At 63.5% G+C, this 20,576-nt stretch carries 20 protein-coding genes; 9 read left to right on the forward strand and 11 right to left on the reverse strand.

Translation table 11 applies throughout. The features are described from left to right. The first annotated feature begins 27 nt into the window (after positions 1 to 27). Positions 28 to 879 (forward strand): isoprenylcysteine carboxylmethyltransferase family protein, encoded by an 852-nt coding sequence (locus GVL04_RS04475; protein WP_159700180.1) that lies wholly within the window; start codon positions 28 to 30, stop codon positions 877 to 879. A 33-nt stretch (positions 880 to 912) separates the two neighbouring features. Here the strand turns inward: GVL04_RS04475 and GVL04_RS04480 are convergent, their stop codons facing one another. Further along, complete coding sequence (locus GVL04_RS04480) at positions 913 to 1,782, reverse strand: isocitrate lyase/phosphoenolpyruvate mutase family protein (RefSeq protein WP_235036158.1); 870 nt, start codon at positions 1,780 to 1,782, stop codon at positions 913 to 915. An 8-nt stretch (positions 1,783 to 1,790) separates the two neighbouring features. Further along, entirely contained in the window at positions 1,791 to 2,600 is an 810-nt protein-coding gene (locus tag GVL04_RS04485) for an HAD family hydrolase (protein WP_200846753.1), read from the reverse strand. A 97-nt stretch (positions 2,601 to 2,697) separates the two neighbouring features. Here GVL04_RS04485 and GVL04_RS04490 point away from each other — a divergent pair, with 97 nt between their 5' ends. Continuing rightward, positions 2,698 to 3,756, forward strand: a complete 1,059-nt coding sequence (locus GVL04_RS04490; protein ID WP_159700185.1) for a glutathione S-transferase family protein — start codon at positions 2,698 to 2,700, stop codon at positions 3,754 to 3,756. A gap of 10 nt (positions 3,757 to 3,766) precedes the next feature. On the opposite strand, the gene GVL04_RS04495 is transcribed toward GVL04_RS04490, so the two are convergent. Then, positions 3,767 to 4,702, reverse strand: coding sequence for a carbohydrate kinase (locus tag GVL04_RS04495; protein ID WP_159700187.1), 936 nt, complete (start codon positions 4,700 to 4,702; stop codon positions 3,767 to 3,769). Positions 4,703 to 4,741: 39 nt separating this feature from the next. Then, positions 4,742 to 5,563 (reverse strand): alpha/beta hydrolase, encoded by an 822-nt coding sequence (locus GVL04_RS04500; RefSeq protein ID WP_159700190.1) that lies wholly within the window; start codon positions 5,561 to 5,563, stop codon positions 4,742 to 4,744. Between the two features lie 110 nt (positions 5,564 to 5,673). Between GVL04_RS04500 and GVL04_RS04505 the strand changes: the two genes are divergently transcribed. From GVL04_RS04505 to GVL04_RS04515, 3 genes are all read left to right on the forward strand, one after another. Beyond that, positions 5,674 to 6,780 carry a GTP pyrophosphokinase family protein gene (locus GVL04_RS04505; protein ID WP_159700193.1) on the forward strand — a complete coding sequence of 369 codons (1,107 nt, stop codon included), beginning with the start codon at positions 5,674 to 5,676 and terminating at the stop codon, positions 6,778 to 6,780. A 6-nt stretch (positions 6,781 to 6,786) separates the two neighbouring features. Further along, positions 6,787 to 8,283, forward strand: a complete 1,497-nt coding sequence (locus GVL04_RS04510) for a SulP family inorganic anion transporter (protein WP_159700196.1) — start codon at positions 6,787 to 6,789, stop codon at positions 8,281 to 8,283. A 161-nt stretch (positions 8,284 to 8,444) separates the two neighbouring features. After that, complete coding sequence (locus tag GVL04_RS04515) at positions 8,445 to 9,440, forward strand: bile acid:sodium symporter family protein (RefSeq protein ID WP_159700199.1); 996 nt, start codon at positions 8,445 to 8,447, stop codon at positions 9,438 to 9,440. A 3-nt stretch (positions 9,441 to 9,443) separates the two neighbouring features. On the opposite strand, the gene GVL04_RS04520 is transcribed toward GVL04_RS04515, so the two are convergent. Continuing rightward, positions 9,444 to 10,448: a LacI family DNA-binding transcriptional regulator gene (locus GVL04_RS04520; protein ID WP_159700202.1), complete on the reverse strand. Its 1,005-nt coding sequence runs from the start codon at positions 10,446 to 10,448 to the stop codon at positions 9,444 to 9,446. Between the two features lie 129 nt (positions 10,449 to 10,577). Here GVL04_RS04520 and GVL04_RS04525 point away from each other — a divergent pair, with 129 nt between their 5' ends. After that, complete coding sequence (locus tag GVL04_RS04525; RefSeq protein ID WP_159700205.1) at positions 10,578 to 11,825, forward strand: D-arabinono-1,4-lactone oxidase; 1,248 nt, start codon at positions 10,578 to 10,580, stop codon at positions 11,823 to 11,825. Positions 11,826 to 11,828: 3 nt separating this feature from the next. On the opposite strand, the gene GVL04_RS04530 is transcribed toward GVL04_RS04525, so the two are convergent. Genes GVL04_RS04530 through GVL04_RS04545 form a run of 4 tightly spaced genes read right to left on the reverse strand, consistent with a single transcriptional unit; the run spans position 11,829 to position 17,420 of the window. After that, the gene (locus tag GVL04_RS04530; protein ID WP_159700208.1) at positions 11,829 to 13,586 is read right to left on the reverse strand and encodes a biotin carboxylase N-terminal domain-containing protein; all 1,758 of its coding nucleotides are present in this window, start codon (positions 13,584 to 13,586) and stop codon (positions 11,829 to 11,831) included. 7 nt (positions 13,587 to 13,593) lie between these two features. Then, the gene (locus GVL04_RS04535) at positions 13,594 to 15,258 is read right to left on the reverse strand and encodes a 5-oxoprolinase/urea amidolyase family protein (protein ID WP_159700211.1); all 1,665 of its coding nucleotides are present in this window, start codon (positions 15,256 to 15,258) and stop codon (positions 13,594 to 13,596) included. Between the two features lie 6 nt (positions 15,259 to 15,264). Beyond that, positions 15,265 to 16,614: an MFS transporter gene (locus GVL04_RS04540; RefSeq protein WP_159700214.1), complete on the reverse strand. Its 1,350-nt coding sequence runs from the start codon at positions 16,612 to 16,614 to the stop codon at positions 15,265 to 15,267. Positions 16,615 to 16,661: 47 nt separating this feature from the next. Further along, on the reverse strand, positions 16,662 to 17,420 hold the full coding sequence (locus GVL04_RS04545) for a LamB/YcsF family protein (protein WP_159700217.1): 759 nt from the start codon (positions 17,418 to 17,420) through the stop codon (positions 16,662 to 16,664). Between the two features lie 109 nt (positions 17,421 to 17,529). Between GVL04_RS04545 and GVL04_RS04550 the strand changes: the two genes are divergently transcribed. After that, on the forward strand, positions 17,530 to 18,228 hold the full coding sequence (locus GVL04_RS04550) for a GntR family transcriptional regulator (RefSeq protein ID WP_159700220.1): 699 nt from the start codon (positions 17,530 to 17,532) through the stop codon (positions 18,226 to 18,228). 14 nt (positions 18,229 to 18,242) lie between these two features. Here GVL04_RS04550 and GVL04_RS04555 read toward each other — a convergent pair whose 3' ends face one another. Further along, complete coding sequence (locus tag GVL04_RS04555; RefSeq protein WP_235036159.1) at positions 18,243 to 18,857, reverse strand: LysR family transcriptional regulator substrate-binding protein; 615 nt, start codon at positions 18,855 to 18,857, stop codon at positions 18,243 to 18,245. Positions 18,858 to 19,001: 144 nt separating this feature from the next. Here GVL04_RS04555 and GVL04_RS04560 point away from each other — a divergent pair, with 144 nt between their 5' ends. Next, positions 19,002 to 19,451 carry a DUF5997 family protein gene (locus GVL04_RS04560; RefSeq protein WP_159700226.1) on the forward strand — a complete coding sequence of 150 codons (450 nt, stop codon included), beginning with the start codon at positions 19,002 to 19,004 and terminating at the stop codon, positions 19,449 to 19,451. Between the two features lie 49 nt (positions 19,452 to 19,500). Here the strand turns inward: GVL04_RS04560 and GVL04_RS04565 are convergent, their stop codons facing one another. Further along, a complete protein-coding gene (locus GVL04_RS04565) occupies positions 19,501 to 19,884 on the reverse strand; it encodes a VOC family protein (protein WP_159700229.1) in 384 nt (127 codons plus the stop codon). Positions 19,885 to 19,990: 106 nt separating this feature from the next. On the opposite strand from GVL04_RS04565, the gene GVL04_RS04570 reads away from it, so the two are divergent. Beyond that, on the forward strand, positions 19,991 to 20,545 hold the full coding sequence (locus tag GVL04_RS04570; RefSeq protein ID WP_159700232.1) for a hypothetical protein: 555 nt from the start codon (positions 19,991 to 19,993) through the stop codon (positions 20,543 to 20,545). The last annotated feature ends 31 nt before the right edge of the window (positions 20,546 to 20,576 follow it).

The following is a 20,576-nucleotide window of genomic DNA, read 5'->3' on the forward strand; positions in this document are numbered from 1 at the left end:
GGACGGGCCTACTTCGCGGTGCAGGCTATGGCTGGGGTCGCGTGGTGGATTGCGGTTTTCCTTTCACCCGCCGTGCGCACAGCCACCCTCGGAAGCTTGGACCCCATCGCCGTGGCAGTCTTCGACGTTCCCCTGTTCGTCGTCGGCTCGGCCGTCGCCGCATTTGGCGTCAGGGCAGCAGCCCTCGTGACGGCCGGCTGGACTGGAGTCGTTGCCGTGGCCTTGGCCGGCTACGCAACAATCACTACCGAGGCAGGCTGGGGTGTCCTGATCATGCTTGCCGCCACAGCCTGTTCGGGCGTAGCGGTCTGCTTAGTCATGCTGGGACGTGTCCCTACCGAGTTGATCGTGAGGGGACCGTTCGCGTTCCGTCCGGCATCGGCTCGCCGCACCACTGCAGCTCATGTAGGTGCAACATTGGGTCAGATGGCGCTCTTTTGGGGCTTCTTCCTTGGACTGCTTCCCCTTGCCCTGGTTTGGCTCGAACAGCGCTGGGGGGTTTCCTTGGCGTTCCCCTCTATGGCTGTGCCTGCTGGCCTCACCATTCTGCTGCTTGCCAGCGCTCTTGGGGTCGCTTCCGCCGTAACCATGTCATCCCGCGGGAGTGGCACGCCGCTGCCGTCTGCAATGCCCAACCGCCTTGTCATCGCCGGCCCGTATCGCTGGGTCCGCAATCCGATGGCGGTCGCCGGCATATCTCAAGGGGTCGCCGTGGGCTTGCTGCTGGGGTCATGGCTCGTCGTCGCCTACGCGGTTCTCGGCTCGCTCCTGTGGAATTACGCAGTCCGGCCGCTGGAGGAAGCGGACCTGGAAGACCGGTTTGGTGCCGAATTCCGGCAGTACCGCGATGCAGTGCGCTGCTGGATTCCACGCTGGTGAGGGACCTCCTCGACGGCCGGAGGCCCCTCAGGTTCAGTTCGAGGTGGCGAACAGCCCGTTGAGGGAGCCGTAGTCGATGGCTTCACTCACGGCGTCGTACGTGCCGGCGGTGTTCAGCTCTTCAGCGGCGCGATGGGCCACGGCATAGGCGGCTTGGGCAATGCTGGAGCCGAGGCTGACCCTGGAGACGCCGAGCCTTCCGAGGTCGCTGACGCTGAGCGAGCCCGGACCCACCATGATGTTGACCGGAACAGCTATCCCAGCGGTCAAAGCGGCAACGGTGTCTGCGTCGGATGCTCCCGGAACGAAAATCCCGTCGGCGCCCGCTTCCACGTACTTTTCCGCCCGCGCAAGAACCTCAGCGATTTGCTGATCCAACGTTCCAACGCCGGCCAGGAACACATCGGTGCGTGCGTTGATGAACAAGTCCCGGCCCGCATTGCCGGCGGCTTGCCGCGCAGCTGAGATCCGTGCGCAGAAGTCCGCGGGTTCACGGGAGCCATCTTCCATGTTGATCCCGACAGCACCGGCCTCAAGAACTTCGACGACTGTCTTGGCAATTCCATCCAACGTCTCCGAGTAACCACCCTCTATGTCAGCCGTCACGGGCACGTTGACCGCGTTAACGATGCTGGCGATGACGGCCACGGCACGCTCCCTGTCCAGCCGATCCCCGTCGGGAAGACCCAGCGACCAGGCAACTCCTGCGCTCGTGGTGGCTACAGCGGGTGCGCCTGCCGCCTCCGTGATGACGGCGCTGGCGACGTCCCAGGCGTTGCTGAGCGCCAGGGGCTTTTGGCTGGTGTGGAGGGACCTGAAGTGGGCTGCGGTTCGGTTCTGTTCCGGGTTCATGGAGTCCATTCCACCAGCCACCGTGGTGGATGTCTGGCAGAAATCGGACATGACCGAAACTAGACCCGCTGCTCCGTCAGCTTTGCCTCGAGAATCTGGGCCACGCCGTCGTCGTCGAAGTGCGGTGCCTGCTGGCCGGCCGCCAGAATGGCCTCCGGGTGACCGCTGGCCATCGCATATCCATGTCCTGCCCAGCGGAGCATCTCGATGTCGTTCGGCATGTCCCCGAACGCCACAACATCAGCGGCGTCGATCCCCAGCGACCCGGCGTACTTAGCGAGCGTGACGGCCTTGTTGATGCCCGGAACGGACATTTCCAGCATCGCAGTCCGGGGTGCTGAGTGCGTTGTGGACACGAGGTGGGCGACGGCCGGCTGCACTTCGGCCAGGAATTCGTCCGGCGTACCTTTGCGGGTAATCGCCAGGAACTTAACGACGGCGTCATCCGCCGTGAGCGTGTCCGCCAGCGGTGCGGGGGTGAACTCGGCGAGAAGCTCGCTGGTTTCGTTCTCGATGAAGCCCGGTTCAAGCTGGAAACCCGTGAGGGTCTCAACAGCGAAAAGGGCGTCAGGCCTGAGCGATTTGATGATCCGACGGGCTTCAAAGACGGACTCAGCGTCCAGGACACACGAGGAAACGGCCTTCTCGGTCTCGAGATCCCACACCACAGCCCCGTTGGAACAGATCACGATTCCGCTGTGTCCCAACTGCTCCTGCAGCGGGTACAGCCAGCGCGGCGGGCGTCCCGTGACGAAGACGAGTTCGACTCCTGCGTCGCGGCACGCTTGGAATGCCTTGATGGTCCGGTCACTGATTTTGCCGTCGTGACCGAGGATGGTGCCGTCAATATCGCTTGCTACGAGCCGCATCATGACAGTCTACGTGGGCGCGTCGAGGCGCATTCCCTTTTGATCGAGCGCGATTGAAACCCCATGAAACGCCACCCCCGGAGCATAGGCTGAAGAAATGAGTGAGAAGGCCACAGGAGAAGAACACAGCACACGCGGCGCGTACGTCACCGGCGGCGAGTTCACCCGGGACACGAATTACATCGAGGACCGCATCACCCGTCATGGCACTCCTGGACCCAACGGTGAACCAGGCTGGCCCGTGGAGCCCGGGCGGTACCGGCTGATAGCGGCTCGGGCTTGCCCGTGGGCAAACCGAACTGTCATCGTCCGCAGGCTGCTCGGACTGGAGGACGTCATCAGCCTCGGTCAACCCGGTCCCACGCACGACGCCCGGTCCTGGAGCTTTGATCTGGACCCGGATGGCAAAGACCCCATACTGGGCATCGAACGGCTGCAGGAAGCATTCTTCCAACGATTTCCGAAGTACCCGCGCGGCATCACGGTTCCGGCCCTCGTGGACGTCCGCAGCGGCGAAGTGGTGACCAACAACTTCCCCCAGATCACGCTGGACTTCTCCACGGAATGGACGGAGTTCCACCGTCCGGGTGCGCCTCAGCTGTATCCGGAGCACCTGCGTGAGGAGATCGACCTCGTCAACAAACGCGTGTTCACCGAGGTCAACAACGGCGTCTACAGGTGCGGCTTCGCTGGATCGCAGGAAGCCTATGATGCCGCCTATACCCGGCTCTGGAACGCGTTGGACTGGCTCGAGGAGCGGCTGACCGGGCAGAGATACCTCGTGGGTGACTCCATCACCGAGGCTGACGTCCGGCTCTTCACCACCTTGGCGCGCTTTGACGCCGTCTACCACGGGCACTTCAAGTGCAACCGGAACAAGCTCAGCGAAATGCCGGCACTATGGGCCTACGCCCGGGACTTGTTCCAGACGCCCGGCTTCGGGGACACCATCGACTTCGTGCAGATCAAACAGCACTACTACATCGTCCACGAGGACATCAATCCCACGCAGATCGTCCCGGCAGGGCCGGATCTTTCCGGGTGGCTGACGGCCCATGGACGGGAATCCCTCGGCGGAAGTCCGTTTGGAAACGGCACTCCGCCAGGGCCGGTGAAGGCAGGCGAGGAAGTGGCCGCTGGTCACGGGGCCTCCTAGCCGACTCCGCTCAAGCTGCCCCGTGGTTGATCTCGGCCCGCGTGGGCGGGTTTGCTCCCGCCCGCGAGACCGTGACAGCGGCCGCACGGGCAGCGTGATCCATGATCGACGCCAGGGTTTCCGCCGGCATGGCCCTCAGGGCGCCGCGGTTCTGTGCTCCATCCAGCCCATGGTCCACAATTGCGGACAACAGCCCTGCCATAAACGAATCTCCCGCACCTACCGTGTCCACGACGTTCACCGAAGGCGCCGGAATCTGTGTTTCGCCTGCCCTCGTGACGCCCCACGGACCATGTGAACCGCGGGTCACCACCACCACTGCAGGGCCTTCTTCGCCACCCAAGGAGAGCCAACGACGCGCAGACTCCGTCGGATCAACATCGGGATACAGCCATTCAAGATCCTCATCGGAGGCCTTCACGACGTCGGACAGCACCACGAAGCGCTCGGCCTGCGCCCGCGCGTACTCAACGTCCGTGATGATGCTGGGACGGCAGTTGGGATCGAAGCTGATGGTGCTGCTCGGGTGGGCGTGCTCGACGGCGGCAAGCACGTCTGCGGCGCCCGGCTCCAAAGCGGTGGCAATGGAACCTGTGTGAAGCAAAGTGGCGCCCTGCAGCATCAGCGGCAAACGTGCGGCGAGGTCGGGCAGTTCCCAGGCGAGGTCGAACACGTAGGTGGCGGCGCCGTCGTCGTCGATCTGCGCGGTGGCCACACTGGTGGGCTTCTCGTCCGGCGGAAGCGGCACCATCACTGAGCTTGAGCGCAGGTGGGCGGCCACGGAATCACCGTAGGCGTCGCGGCCATAGCGACCGATGAACTGCACCGGGTGGTCCAACCGCGCCAATCCGACGGCAACGTTGAGCGGGCTCCCACCAACGTGCGCCTCGATTCCCGAAGGGCGTTGAACGACGTCGACCAGGGCCTCACCAATGACTGTCAGCATGGGACAACTCTGCCAGAGCCGGCCCTCGCGAACCACAGATTACGAGAGCAGTCGCTGCACCAGTTCGCGGCACTTCTTGTAAGCGACGGCCTTGGGATCGATCAGGTCAAAATGGTCCCCAGGGACACGCAAGAGCTGGGCAGCACTTCCGGCCGCCGTAGCCGCGGCTACGTATGCCTCCGACTGGCTGGCGGGGACGTCTTCGTCGTCCGTGGCGTGGACGGCATATATCGGGACGTCGAGCGGCAGGGAACTCATGGGGTCCGCATATTTATGCCGTTTGGGGAATCTATGGGAATCCCCGCCCATGAGGTTGCAGACGGCGCCGTTGCTCAGGTTCAGCTTCTCCGCAGCGGCGAGATTCAGGAGGCCGGACTGGCTGACAACGCCGGTCAGGTGCACGGCGTTATCCTCCGGGCTGCGTTGGAGCTGGCGGTCGGCGTCGGGCGTTCCAATATCCGATAGCCTTTGCCGGCCCGCGGCCCAGACAGCCAGGTGGCCGCCGGCTGAGTGACCCAGGGCTACGACTTTGCCGAGCTGGAGATCGTGATCGCCGGCAATGGTGGACAAATGGTCGATTCCGGCCAGGATGTCCTCGAAAGTATGCGGCCAACCACCCCCGTTGCCGGCCCGCCGGTACTCGAGGTTCCAGGCGGTAATGCCGTGGGCTGCGAGGTCCCGCGCAAGAGGCTCGCCGAGCTCCGCGCCGTACTGTGAGCGCCAGTAGCCGCCATGGATCACAACAGCGATTCCACCGGCCAGCGCAGACGCGCCGCGATGGTTTCCGTTGGACGGTTCAGGTATGAAGAGTTCGCCCCATTGGCTGGGGTGTTCGCCGTAGCTGTACTTGTGCCGCAACATTGCGCCCTCCTTTGTACTGAGCCTATCGTGACGATTCGGAAGTTTGGCTAGAGGCACCCCGACGGCGAGTGGCTCGGTTCAGTGTCGGACCCGCCCCGTAAGCTGGGGGCATGGCAAGCAATTGGGACAGCCTGGACCAGGATCAGCGCGACGCAGTAGACGCGAACGTGGCGCTCTATGAGCGTGTCCGCCCTGCCCTGAAGCGGGTCACGCGTGATGTCCTGCTGACCTTGAGGGACATGCTGAATGACGCCGAGGTCACTCCCTTGTTCGTCACGGGACGGACCAAAACGGTGGAGTCTTTCCGGGAAAAGATTTCCCGCACTGATGATCCGCTGGAGCCCGGCGGTCCCCGGGTACTGAAGTTCCCGGACCCCTTCCGCACGTTGAACGACATGGTGGGCATCCGCGTCATCACCAAACTCCCGGCGGAAAACGCGGCCGTTGCCAACATCATCAAGCGCCAGCGCCAGCTCTTCGATTGCCGTGGCGACCGCGAGAAGGACATTGGCTCCATCGAGTCGGGCACGTACGGGTACTCCAGCCGGCATCTCATTCTGCGCACTATCCAAAACGAGGCTGTCAAGGAATACCAGCAGGCGTTCAACCCGGACATGCCTGCCAACGGCAGTTACTTCTTCGAATGCCAGATCCGTACTGTATTTGCCCACGCCTGGAGCGAGATCGAGCACGACATCCGCTTCAAGGCCGAAGATCCTCGTGCTTGGACGCCGCACTTTGACCGCCAGTTCACTGCAACAGCGGCCATGCTGGAGACCGTGGAGAGCGCTTTCGCCGACCTTCACGAGCGGTACGAGGAAGTCCGCAGCTATTGGGACCTGGAGGGCGAGGGCGGCTCACCGCTGACGCCCAACCGGGTTCGTGACGTCTGGCGTACGCTGCTGCCGCACGTTGACCGTAAAGTTGATGACGACTGGGGATGGGCTGCCGAGCTGCTCGCCGCCCACGGACTCACCAAGACCGTGGAGCTTGCCGGGTTGCTCAGCGCCAACCGGATCACCGAGGTCCGCAAGGCCCTGGACCACCGATACTCCCCCGGTCCCGACCGCCTCCTGGATGACCTCCTGCTGTGGCAGTACGGAACCGAACACGTTGATCTCACCGCTGAGGCGCCCGACGTCGTTCCGCACCCGCGGCGCGACAGCCTCCAGCGGCGTCTTAAGCAGATTGAGCGATACCGCCAGACTGCACTCTAAGGACCCATGACTCCCGAGCAACTCATGTCACTGCGGGCGACTTTCCGCTCACCCCGCCGCCTTCTGACGGAATCCCTCGCGGGACTAGTAGTGGCTTTGGCGCTCATCCCGGAGGCCATCGCATTCTCGGTGATTGCCGGGGTGGACCCGCGGATAGGCCTCTTCGCTTCCTTCACCATGGGAGTAGTCACTGCCTTGGTTGGCGGCCGGCCAGCCATGATCTCCGCGGCCACGGGTGCTGTCGCGTTGGTGATCGCTCCCGTGATGAAAGAGCACGGACTCGACTACCTGATCGCCACGATCATCCTGGCGGGCGTCTTCCAGATCATCCTGGCCGTCCTTGGCGTCACCAAACTGATGCGGTTTATCCCGCGGTCCGTGATGATCGGCTTCGTGAACGCGCTGGCCATCCTGGTGTTCATGTCCCAGATGCCCGAGCTCTTCAACGTGCCGTGGATGGTGTATCCGATTGTCATTGTTGGTCTTGTCATCGTTTTCGGGCTGCCCCGTCTGACCACCGCCATCCCCGCACCCTTGGTGGCGATCGTGGCCATCACGTTGGTGACTGCGCTGGGTGGCATCGACGTTCCGACCGTCAGCGACAAGGGTGAACTCCCGGACAGCCTGCCCGGCTTCTTCCTGCCAAACGTTCCCCTGAACCTGGAGACGTTCCAGATCATCGCGCCCTTCGCGTTGTCGATGGCGCTGGTGGGCCTGCTGGAGTCCCTCATGACCGCCAAACTGGTGGACGACATCACGGATACCCGTTCCAACAAGACGCGCGTGTCCTGGGGCCAAGGTGCTGCCAACATCGTCACCGGTTTCCTGGGCGGTTTGGGTGGTTGCGCGGTAATTGGTCAAACCATGATCAACGTGAAGGGCTCAGGTGCGCGGAGCCGGCTCTCGACGTTCCTTGCCGGGGTGTTCCTGCTCATCCTGGTGGTGGTTCTGGGAGACGTTGTGGGCATGATCCCCATGGCCGCCCTGGTAGCCGTGATGATCTTCGTTTCCCTGATCACCTTTGACTGGCACTCCATCCGGCCTTCCACGCTCAAGCGCCTGCCGAAGTCTGAGACGGCTGTCATGCTGATTACTGTCGCCGCAGTGGTGGCAACGCACAATCTGGCGGTGGGTGTCGGCGTCGGCGTCGTGACCGCTATGGTGCTGTTTGCGCGCCGGGTGGCGCACTTCGCGACCGTCGAGCGGACAGAGCTGGAACTCAATGGACAGAACGTGGCCACGTACACCGTTGACGGTGAACTCTTCTTTGCTTCGTCCAACGACCTCTATACCCAGTTCGACTATGCGAAGGATTCCTCAGAAGGCATAGATCGGGTGATCATCGACCTGCACGGCTCCCATATCTGGGACGCATCCACTGTCGCCGTACTCGATTCAGTCACGGAGAAGTACCGGAATCACGGGCGCGAAGTGGAGTTCATCGGGCTCAACGAAGCCAGCGTCCGAATGCGCGAGCGACTGGCCGGCAAGCTCAACTCCTGACCTCGCCCTACCCAACTGAGTCGCAGTTAACGTCGTTCTGAGCGCTCAAGACGGCGTTAACTGCGACTCAGTTGGGTGCCAAACAGCGGTCATCTGACATATACGCTCCCCTGCAAGTAAAGAATTCGTTCGCGTCGCGGGCGAGGTGTGAGCATGGATGAATGCTTGAGGCAACCAATACACCGTCGAAAACCGAAGAATCTGCTGCGCCAGTGAATGCCGCGCTTGCCGCTGAAGCCAAGATTGCGCGCATTGCCGTCACGGTCTTCCCGCTTCTGGTGGTTGCTGCCGGCGTCCTGGGATTCCTGGTTCCGGATCTGTTCAAACCGATGGGCGTTGCAGTCCCGTACCTGCTCGGCATCATCATGTTCTGCATGGGCCTTACGCTCACCCCGCCTGACTTCGCCTCGGTGGCCCGCCGCCCGTGGGCCGTAGCTCTGGGCATCGTGGCTCACTACGTCATCATGCCCGGCGCAGGGTGGCTCATTGCCGTACTCCTGCAGTTGCCTCCGGAACTGGCTGTCGGGCTCATCCTTGTGGGTTGCGCACCGTCCGGCACTGCATCGAACGTGATGGCATTCCTGGCCAAGGGCGACGTAGCCCTGTCCGTTGCCGTTGCCTCGGTTTCCACGCTGATCGCACCCATCGTGACCCCCGCATTGACACTCTTCCTGGCTGGTTCCTTCCTGCACATCGATGCCGGCGCCATGGTGATGGACATCGTGAAGACAGTGTTGCTTCCGGTGATCGCCGGCTTGCTGGCGCGGCTGTTCCTTTCGAAACTCGTCGCGAAGGTTCTTCCGGCACTTCCGTGGGCATCCGCCGTCGTAATTTCGCTGATCGTGGCCATTGTTGTGGCCGGCAGCGCCAGCAAGATCGTGGCCGCTGGTGCCATCGTGTTCCTGGCAGTGGTCCTCCACAACGGCTTCGGCCTGGGCCTGGGCTACCTGGCCGGCAAACTCGGCCGCCTGGACGACAAGGCGCGCCGTGCCCTCGCGTTCGAAGTTGGCATGCAGAACTCCGGTCTCGCTGCGACGCTGGCCACGGCGCACTTCAGTCCCCTGGCAGCCCTGCCGTCCGCCGTGTTCTCGTTGTGGCACAACATCTCGGGTGCCATCGTTGCGGCCTGGCTTGCTCGCCGCCCGCTCAAGGACTAACGCCTAGCGCTGCGTGGTTCCCCGGTGGTGCAACTTCCACGGCGATGCAATCCGGATGCCCTCCGTCGGAGTGGTCCCCGCCAGGCGATCGAGCAGCATACGGACTACCTGCTCAAAGATCGGGACCGGGCCCACTGTTGTCAGCGCAGGATCGTAGTCCTGGCCCTCGGTAGAGTTCCCGACGCCGACAATCTGGACGTCCTCGGGTACACGAAGGCCCAGGCGATAGGCCGCGCGAATGGCCTGCAACGCCTCCATGTCGTCCGTGCAAAGGATGGCTGTGGGCCGGTCCGGTAGCTGGAGCAACTCCATCGCTGACTGATAGGCGGTGGCCGGTCGGTGCTCCGACGTTCTGACCAATGACTCATCGAGCGGGATGCCTGCCTTCTGCAGGCCGGCTGCGTAGGCGGCGAAGCGGCTCTTGGGACGGCCGGCCGGGTCTGCCCTCCGGATGCAGGCGATCCTGCGATGGGACGCGGTGAGGAAGTCCATGCACTCCTTGAGCCCGGCGTCAGCCTCCGGCGCCAGTACATCGAAGCCAGCAGGCTTCATGGTTCCCGAGATCACCACTTGGGCAACGCCGCGGCGGGCGAGCTCCGTGACGGTTTCATCCTCGGACTTTGCCTCCGGGAAGTAGCCGATTATGACGCCGTCGGCGCCCCCGGACATCATGAACGTCCGCCAGTCATCACCAAGCAGGATCACCGGCTGATACCCGTGCTCAGGGAGGATCCGGGCCGCCGCAGTGGCGAGGGCCCTGTCCCATGGCCAGTCGAGGTTTCCGATGGCAACGGCCACCACGTCCGTCTTGCCCCGGCGCATCCCCCGGGCCGCCTGATTGGGTACATAGCCCAGTTCCTTCACCGCAGCCAGGACGCGGTCCTGCGTGGGCTGGCTGATCCGAGTGGTTCCACCGTGCCGACCGGAAAGCACGTAGGAGACGGTGGTCAGCGAGACCTCAGCCGCCTTCGCTACGTCCCGGATGGTGGGCTTGGATCCCTTGCTCACGTGGCACTCCTGATAGACAGCGGGTTTCTTGAACTCTAGCCGCAATGGCGTGGACACCCCTTGACGGAATTAGTTGTGAACCTTAACAATTACGGGAGCCACTAAGTATCCGAGCGGGAAGATCATTCGATGAAGAACTGGGCAGGAAACCTTGAGTACTCGTCCGCGGAAGTCCACCGCCCAACGTCGGTAGCGGAGTTGCAGGAGCTGGTAGCAAGCGCAACGCGGGTCAAGGCGCTCGGTTCCCGGCACTCCTTCAACACTGTGGCCGACACCGATGGCATCCACATCCTCCTCGACGCCCTGCCGCAGTCGCTTGTAGTGGACGCCGCTAAGGGCACAGTCAAGGTCAGCGGCGGCATCAGTTACGGAGCCCTGGGCCGCGCCCTCGATGAACAGGGCTTCGCCATCCACAACCTCGCTTCACTCCCCCACATCTCAGTCGCTGGTGCCATTCAAACCGGCACGCACGGCAGTGGAGTCAACAATCCCTCCTTGGCAGCCGCCGTCGTGGGTATTGACCTGGTGCGCGCCTCCGGCGAGCTGGTGACGCTCACAGCGGACGACGACGAATTCCTCGCCAGCGTGGTGGGCGTGGGAGCCCTGGGCATCGTGACGGGGCTGGAGCTGGCGGTCCGGCCGAGCTTCGAGGTCCGGCAGCGCGTGCTCACGGGTTTGTCGTGGGAGAGTGCTTTGACGAACTTCCAGGGCATCGCTTCCAGTGCTTACAGCGTCAGCTTCTTCACCGACTACACTGGCGACACCATCCCGCAGGTCTGGCTCAAGGCACTGGATACCGAGGCTCCCTTGCCGGACCTTTTTGGGGCGACAGCTGCGACGACTGCGATGCACCCCTTGCCGGATATGTCTGCAGAGAACTGCACCGAGCAGCTGGACGTCGCTGGAAAGTGGCTGGACCGTTTGCCGCACTTCCGCCACGAATTTACGCCGAGCAACGGCGAGGAGCTGCAGAGCGAGTTCCTCTTGCCCCTGGATCAGGCGCCCGCAGCATTGCAGGCAGTTCGCGGACTCTCCGAGAAGCTGGCGCCGCTGCTGTTCATCTCCGAAATCCGCACGATAGCCGCCGACGAATTCTGGCTCAGCCCTTTCTACGAGCAGCAAAGTGTCGCCCTCCACTTCACGTGGAAACCGTTGCAGCCTGAGGTTGAAGCGGTACTCCCCGAACTTGAGGAAGCCCTGCGGCCGTTCGGAGCCCGCCCGCACTGGGGAAAGCTCTTCACACCCGGCCAGTATGACTTCGCCGCGCTCTACCCACGATTCGAGGACTTCCGGGCGCTGGTCCAGGCCAACGACCCCTCGGGTAAGTTCCGCAACAGCTTGTTGGACAGCGTGCTGGGCGTTGCCGTTACGTCGTAGCGGCTACTCGATGTGAGCCAGCACGGCGCCGGCCGTGACAACCCCGCCCGGCGCCGACAGGACCTCGGAGAGCGTTCCGGTACGGTGCGCTGACACTTGGGTTTCCATCTTCATGGCTTCCAGGACCACCAAAGGATCCCCGGCGGCCACGTCAGTGCCAGGTTCGACGAGCCACTTGACCACGGTGCCGGACATGCTCGAGACGAGTGCCGATTCTGCGGGAGAGTCGCCCGTACCGGAGTCCGGCAGGCCCGTCACGTCGGAGGCAGCGGGGATGCCCTGCCCGGAGCGTGCCCAGCCGTCCAGCAGGTCTGCTGGAAGGCCAACAGCCAGCCGTTTGCCGTCGACGTCGATGGTGATGGTTCGCCGTTCTCCCTCCGGGGCCACCACGTTGTACTCGGGGTCCACAGGGATCTGGTCGGCGAAGTCGGTTTCGATCCATCGCGTGTGAACGTTCAGGCCGGCAACGGAGGTGAAATCCTCGGACTCCAGGACCGCCCGGTGGAATGGCAAGACTGTGGGCAAACCCGTGATGTTGATTTCGGCGAGGGCACGGCGCGCACGGCGGAGTGCCTGCTGTCGGTCCGCTCCAGTGACGATGAGCTTGGCCAGCAGGGAGTCGAACTGCGGGGCGACGAACGAACCCGAACGCACGCCGGTGTCCAAGCGGATGCCCGGACCGGTGGGTGATTCGAAGGAAGCCACGGTTCCCGGTGAGGGCAGGAATCCGCGGCCTACGTCTTCGGCGTTGATACGGAATTCGAAGGAGTGCCCACGTGGGGTGGGATCCTCGGTGATGCTCAGCGGCAACCCGGCCGCGATCCGGAACTGCTCCTGCACAAGGTCGATTCCGGCGGTTTCCTCCGTGATGGGGTGCTCAACCTGGAGGCGTGTGTTGACCTCCAGGAAGGCCACGGCGCCATCCGCTGAGACCAGGAACTCCACCGTTCCAGCGCCGTAGTATCCGGCTTCGCGGACGATTGCCTTGGAGCCGTCATAGACCTGCTGGCGCTGGGAGTCGCTCAGGAAGGGCGCGGGAGCCTCTTCTACGAGTTTTTGGTGTCGACGCTGCAGGGAACAGTCACGCGTTCCCACTACAACCACGTTGCCATGGACATCCGCGATGATCTGGGCTTCTACGTGCCGGGGCCGGTCCAGGTACTGTTCGACGAAGCACTCGCCTCGACCGAATGCGGCCACAGCCTCACGAACTGCCGAGTCGAAAGCTTCCTCTACCTCGGCGAGTTCGCGGACCACCTTCAGACCGCGACCACCACCGCCGAAGGCAGCCTTGATGGCCATGGGGAGGCCGTGTTCCTCGGCAAAGGCCCGTGCTTCTGCGGCCGAGGAAACAGGTCCGTCGCTACCGGCAACGAGAGGCGCTCCGGCGCGGACGGCGATCTCGCGGGCGGTGATCTTGTTTCCCAACTGACGGATCGACTCCGGCGAGGGACCGATCCACTCAAGTCCGGCGTCGAGCACTGCCTGCGCGAACTCGGCATTCTCCGACAGGAAGCCGTATCCGGGGTGGACGGCGTCCGCACCGGACTGCGCAGCAACGGCGAGCAGCTTCCCGATGTTCAAGTACGTGTCAGCGGGCGAGTTTCCGTCCAGGCTGTAGGCTTCGTCGGCAGCGCCAACATGCATGGCATCGGCGTCAATGTCGGCGTAAACGGCCACCGAGGCAATGCCGGCGTCGTCGCAGGCTCGGGCGACGCGGACTGCGATTTCGCCGCGGTTCGCGATCAGGACCTTGCGCATCAAATACTCACTTCTCTGGGGTCTTGGTGAAGGGTGTGGTGACGTCCGGTGAATCCGGTACGAACCGGAAGCGGATACGCCCGCCAATGGGGACTTGGGCGGCACGGTCCAGGTGTTCATCGCGAACCACTCCGATTACCGGATAGCCGCCAGTGATGGGGTGGTCCGCAAGGAACAACACGGGCAGCCCCGCCGGCGGGATCTGGAGTGCACCGGCCATGGTCCCTTCGCTGGGGAGCTCACCTTCGCGGGTTCTATGAAGCGGTGCGCCGTCCAAGCGCATGCCCACCCTGTTCGACTGCGGCGTGACCAACCATTCCTGGCTGCACAACGAATCCAGGGCTTCCTGGTCGAACCAGTCGGCACGTGGCCCTGGAACTACGTCCAATACCGTGACTCCGGCGCCGGGGAAATCCGGTTGCAGTTCGGGGCTGCCAACTGCGGTGGATACCGTGGCCTCGCCGATAGGGAGCTCCTGCCCGAGGGCAAGTGGAGCCGGTCCAATCCCTGACATCGTGTCCGCCGAGCGGCTGCCCAGAACCTCAGGAACGTCCACTCCGCCACGGACTGCCACGTAGTTTCGGAATCCGGACTCGGGAGCACCCAAGGTGAGCACTTCTCCGTCGAGCAGCGCGAAAGCTGTAGCCATCGGAACGGTCCGCTGCGCGCCCGGCTTGGAGTCGTCGTCGGACTCTTCGGACTCAGTCAACGACGGCGACTGCACGGTCAGGGTGGTCGGCGCACCTGCCACGGCAATCACCTGGTCGCCGATGGCCTCAACCGTGAGCCCGCCATTGACGGTCTCAATGGCGGCCACCGAGGAGTTATTGCCAACCAACCGGTTTGCCCGTCGCAGCGACGCCCGGTCCAGGGCACCAGCGGCAGAGACACCCAACGGACCAAAGCCTCGACGGCCGAGGTCCTGGATGAGGCTCTGTGCACCCGGGTTGAGAATCCTCAGTCCGGACTCAGGGTGGTGCTCCGTTTCGGGTTCGCGCGCCACCGAGGCTCCAGTGGTCACAACGTCGCGGACGGCCCGGTACTGAACCCGGTCGCCGGGGCGAACCAAGGCTGGCTGCGCGCGGTCCAGATCCCACATCCGTGCGCCCGTTCGGCCTATCAGCTGCCAACCGCCCGGTGAACGGCGAGGGTAAACGGCTGAGTACTGACCACCTAGAGCAACGGATCCGGCGGGAACGGCTGTGCGCGGGGAAGAACGGCGAGGAACTGTGAGGGCTTCGTTTTCGCCCACCATGTAGCCGAAACCGGGCGCGAAGCCAGCGAAAGCAACGGTCCAGATCTGGCCCGTGTGCGCGGCGACTACGCCGTCCACGCCCAGTCCGGTCAGCTCCGCGACATCGGCGAGGTCGTCGCCGTCGTACACGGTGTCGATGACCACCAAACCGGAGTCGGTGACTTCCGGGGCAATGAGCTCCAGCTCCAGGAGCCGCAAACCTATGGCCCGGGTCGCGGCGGCGGATTCACCCACCACCATGACCGTTTCCGCGGCGGCGAGAACATCAACCTGGCCGGGAAGCGGGGACTTGTAGAGCATGTCCTGCAGGGCGAGCACGTCCTGCAGGCCGTCCAACTCAGCCAGAACGGCACGGGTTCCGACGGGCCGAACGGAGCGAACCCTGTTAGCGGTGGAGGTCTGCATCACGGTTTCCATCTTCAGCTACGCCGCCGGCTGAGCGTGCGTTCCCTGCATCAACCGGATGTCTTCCTCCGGCTCGGGGTCGCGGCCGAGGAGCATGCCGACGATCGTGACAACAGCCGCGACGAGGATATACACGGCGATCAGGTACCAGCCACCGCCAGCGGCGCCGTAGAGGGCCGTGAAGATGATGGGGGCAACGGCACCACCGATCACACCGGCCAGGGTGTAGGCCAGGGAGCTGCCCGCGTAGCGGAGCCGGGCCGGGAACTGCTCGGTGATAAAGGCTGCCTGAGGGCCGTACATGAAGGCGTGGAGTGCCAGGCCGATCACGGTGCCGATGGTCAGCATGGCAACGGACTTGCCCTGGATCATCAGGAAGAACAACGGGATGTACGCGGCAGTAGCGGCTGCGGCGATGCCGTAGACCCAGCGACGGTTGAAACGGTCAGTAAGGGCACCGGCCAGCGGGATCAGGAACAGCTGGAACGCTGAGCCGATCAGGATGGCGGACAAGACATTGCCCGTGGTCATGCCCAGTTGCTTGGTGGCATAAACGGCTACGAACACGGTGAACAGTGCGTAGAGGATGTCGGGGCAAACGCGGGAGAGAGCGGCGGCCACCAACGCCTTGGGTTGCGTGGTGAAGACTTCCTTGATGGGAGCCTTGGGACGATCGCCCTTGGCCTGGATGGCCTTGAACACCGGGGTTTCTTCCAGCCTCAGGCGGATGACCAGGCCGAAGACCACCAGGAGAGCGGAAGCGAGGAAGGCTACGCGCCAGCCCCAGGAGAGGAATGCTTCGTCGCTGAGGGAAGCGGCAAGAATGGCAAGGACGCCGTTAGCCATGAGGTTGCCCGCCGGCGGGCCGATCTGGGCCGCCGAGGACCAGAAGCCGCGCTTGTTGGGGTCACCGAATTCGCTGGACAGCAAGACTGCACCGCCCCATTCGCCGCCAACACCGATCCCCTGCGCCAGCCGCAGCAGGACAAGAATGGTGGGTGCCGCGACACCGATCACGGAGTAGTCGGGCAATGCACCGATGAGCACCGTTGCCACACCGATGAGGACAAGAGTGAAGACCAGGACGTACTTGCGGCCGATCTTGTCACCCAGGCGACCAAAGATGACGCCACCGATCGGACGGGCAAGGTAGCCAACCGCGAAAGCTGAGAACGAAAGAAGCAGTGCAACGAATTCGTCATTGCCCGGGAAGAAGATCTTGGGGAACACGAGGGCCGAGGCCACCGAGTAGATGGCGAAGTCGTAGTATTCCAGCGAGGTGCCGGTGAGGCTTGCGACGTACGCCTTGAGCGCGCCGGGCGGTGGCTTCCTTGTCACTGCCTTGGCTGCTTTGTTGGTGCTGGTCATGATGTCCTCCGGGGGGATGAGGGATGGTGCGGGGCGCCCAGGGTGGGCTAGAGGAACGAGCCGACAGTTACGCCGGCAGCGCCCAGAGCGGACTGCACTGCGGTAGCCATCGCAACGGCTCCGGGCGAGTCACCATGCACGCAGATGCTTTCCGCGTGGATATTCAGGATGGAACCGTCAATGGTCCTGACGGACTGTTCGGTGGCCATCCGCAGGACGTGCTCCGCCACTTCAGCAGGATCGTGAAGCACGGCACCTGGTTGTGAGCGGGAGACAAGCGTTCCATCAGGGTTGTAGGCGCGGTCAGCGAATGCTTCGGCAACGCCCCTAAGACCGGCTTCTTCAGCGAGACGCAGGACTTCGGAACCCGGGAGGCCGAGGATCGGAAGGCTGGGGTCAACCGATTTCACAGCATCGACGACGGCACGGGCCTGTGCGGTGTGCTTGACGATCGCGTTGTAGAGGCCGCCGTGGGGCTTCACGTACTGGACGCGGGCTCCTGTGGTGGCCGCCAGCGCCTGCAGCGCACCAATCTGGTACACGACATCGTCAGCCAGTTCTGTCGGATCGATATCCATGAAGCGGCGGCCGAATCCCGCGAGATCGCGGTAACCAACATGGGCACCAATCACGACGCCGGCCTGAACCGCCTTTTCGCAGGTGCTGCGGATGACGCTGGGATCGCCGGCGTGGAATCCACACGCAACGTTTGCGCTGGAGACTGACTCAAACATGGCAGCGTCATCGCCGAGCGTCCAGCGTCCGAATGACTCTCCGACGTCGCTGTTCAAATCGATGATTGCCATGATGTGATCCCTGCCTCGTGATGTGCGTTACATCCAGCATGCACTATTTCGCTGGATTGTTCAACGATCCAGCGATCCCAGTTTCCGGCAATCGTGTACTTTTGGTGTCATGGCCAGTGCAGATCAGGAAAAAAGCGAACACCCTGGCTTTGATGGCGCAAGGGCACGGGTCCGCCTGAGAGTCCCTTCGGTTGCCGAGAGGGTTGCCGAGGAACTGCGCTACCAACTGGCCGAGGGATTCCTGGTTCCCGGCGCCAAACTGACCGAGGCCACCATCGCCGAGGATCTGGGCGTCTCCCGGAACACCGTCCGGGAGGCCTTCGCAGAGCTGGCCGGAGAACGGCTCCTCATCCGTCAGCCCAACAAGGGTGTCTACGTGGCCACCCTTGAAGCCGGCGACATCCACGACGTCTACACAGTCCGCCGGGCAATAGAGGTCAGTTCCATCCGCGCAGGAGGTTCACCCGAGCGCATCGCCGCCGTCAGGGCCGCCGTCGAAGAGGGGAAACGCGCAGCAGCCGCCGACGACAACGAAGGACTGGGCAGCGCCAACCAGCATTTCCACGGAGCAATCGTTGCCCTGGCCGAGAGCAACAGGCTGGACACGATCATGGCGCAGGTCCTGGCCGAGATGCGGCTGTACTTCCACAAGGCCACCATGAACGCGCACTTTTACAGCGACTGGCTCACGGAAAACGAGCAGATCTGCTCAGCGCTGGAAGCCGGCAAACTTGAACGCGCCGGGGACCTGCTCCTGGCCTACCTCAACCGTTCCGAGCAGCAGCAGACCGCCATCCACGGCGCGTAAGCCTGGACCAGCGGCTAACGCTTGCCCTTCTTGCGAGAGCCCTTCCCGCGGCCCTTGTCCGGGTTCGGGGCGTAGCGCTGCGCGACTGCAGGCTTCTTGGGGCCACCGCCGCGACGATCAGGCTTGGGTTCCTTCTTGGGCTTCTCCTGCTGGGCTGAGGGCTGACGCGAACTCTGCGCCGTCCTCCCCCGCACAATCCCGATGAATTCTTCGACCACCGCACTGTCCGTGCCAACGAGCCACGCAAGGCCGATCTGAGTCGTAGGAGCGCCGGTCAGGCGCCGCATGACGGTGTCTTTGGCATTCAGGTGCCGCGCGACGGACATAGGCAGAATCGCCAAGCCGGCACCGGAGGCGACCACTTGCAGGGCCATGTCCGGCCCGCCCATTTCGTCGATGTCGAGGAAGTTTTCTTCGGACAGATCCTCCAGGGCCACCTCTTCAAACACCGAGATCTCATGGCCCTTGGGAGCAACCACCACGGGCTGCTCTTCGTAGAGGGGGATGACGTTCAAGCCTTCGCGGTCCACGGGCAACCGAACAAAGCTGAGGTCAGCGGTACCGTCACGCAACACCGTAAGCTGCGCATCGTCGTCGGACATGAACGCGTGTAACGGATAGTCGGGCATCCGCTCTTCCCACCGCCGGATCCATTTCCCAGGAGTCACACCCGCAACATAGGCGAAGCGGAGGCCGGGTAAGGGCTCTGTTGTTTCGGTGGATTCTTCAGCGGCTGGCACACACTCACAGTACCGGCCAGATACCCTTGAAGCATGACGTCCTCGAACTCCCAGTCCATGAAGCCGGCAACAGTTGCCAAGAAACTCGGCATCTACCTGCCCGCGACACCCCAGGAGTTCCAGGATTCGTCCATCTCCCGCGACGAATTCGCCGAACTCCAGGCCAACCCGCCGGAGTGGCTCGCCGAACTGCGCCGCAACGGCCCTCACCCCCGCCCCGTGGTCGCACAGAAACTCAACGTCTCCATCAGCGGCCTCGCCCGCGGCGGAGTTGAGGAAGCGCTCACGACGGCGGAAATCACCGAGCTGCTGCAGGCTCCCCCGCAGTGGTTGGTCACCGAGCGCGCCACGCACGCAGCCGTCCGCTCCGAAGCCCAGCGCGTCAAGGACGAAGCCGCCAAGAAGGCCGCCACCAAGGAAGCCAAGGACAACGCAGCTGCCAAGCGCGACGCTCCTAAGATCTCCAAGCGCGACCACGCGTAGCTTTCACTGAGCTGTGGCCCGGACCTTCGTCCCGGCCACAGCTGTTTAACTAGTCCTGGTGGAGCTGGATGAAGTTGCCGCAACCGTCGTCGAAGACTGCGCTGACGCCGGAGGGATCCTCGGAGGGTTCACCTTGGAACGTCACACCGGCGGCAAGCAAGCGCTCATATTCGGCCTGCACATCAGGTACGCCGAAGGTGATGGCTGCCAGGCCGGACTCATGCAGCGCGTTCATGTAGTTCGAGGCTATGGGGTTGTCGCTGGGTTCCAGCAACAGCCCTGGCGAAGTGCTGTTGTCCGCCCCGGGATCCTTGATGATGAACAAGTTGTACTCAGGCATGGCCATCAGGGTCTCGAAACCAAGGGTCTCCGTGTAGAAGATGTGGGCGGCCGCGGGGTCCTTAACGTGGATGCTGCACATTTTCAGTCTCATGATGCCTAGGCTACGCCCGGGGTGTGACAGGCTGACCCCTCGCGCGCACGCAGGCACTGGCGCATACTGAATTCAAAGCAGCGTGATGTCGCCTGGAGGTGGTCCGATGCCCGCCATGATGCTCCTGTGGGGTGTAGCTCTGGTTCTCGCAACCGCAGCTACTACGTATGTCCTGCACAGGAAAATGACCTACGGCCGCGGCCCCGAGCCGGACGGCGTCTTCTGGGATTTGTTCGGCGGTTTGGTGGTGATTGCGCCCGCCATCTTGGTCCCAACAGTGCAATGGCCTCCGGCCGGGCTCATCATGGTTTTCGTGGGCATCGCTACCGCGGCAGGAACCTTGGCAAGTATCCGCAAAGTGGAGCGGATCCACGCAGCCGAGCCCCGACGTCGTGCAGGTTTTGCGGACGATGCTGCCCGCCACGAAAGTGTCCTGGAACAATGGCGTCGCTACGAACTGGATCCGGCGCAGACCATCGACTTCCCTGCCATGACCGACGTCAGGTCGGCGGAGACAGCTGCACTCACCCGGGCCATGCGTGAGGCCGAATACTGCAAGGTGACAGCCGGAACCGACTACCGTGCCGCCGTCGAGCGCCTTGCCCATGCCCTGACGGACGCCGAGCGCGCAGCGGGAGTCCCCACATCCGCCCCGAGATGACACTTAATACCAATCCCAGCCAACAACATTG

The organism is Arthrobacter sp. 18067, from assembly GCF_902706295.1.
Taxonomy (GTDB): Bacteria; Actinomycetota; Actinomycetes; order Actinomycetales; family Micrococcaceae; genus Arthrobacter.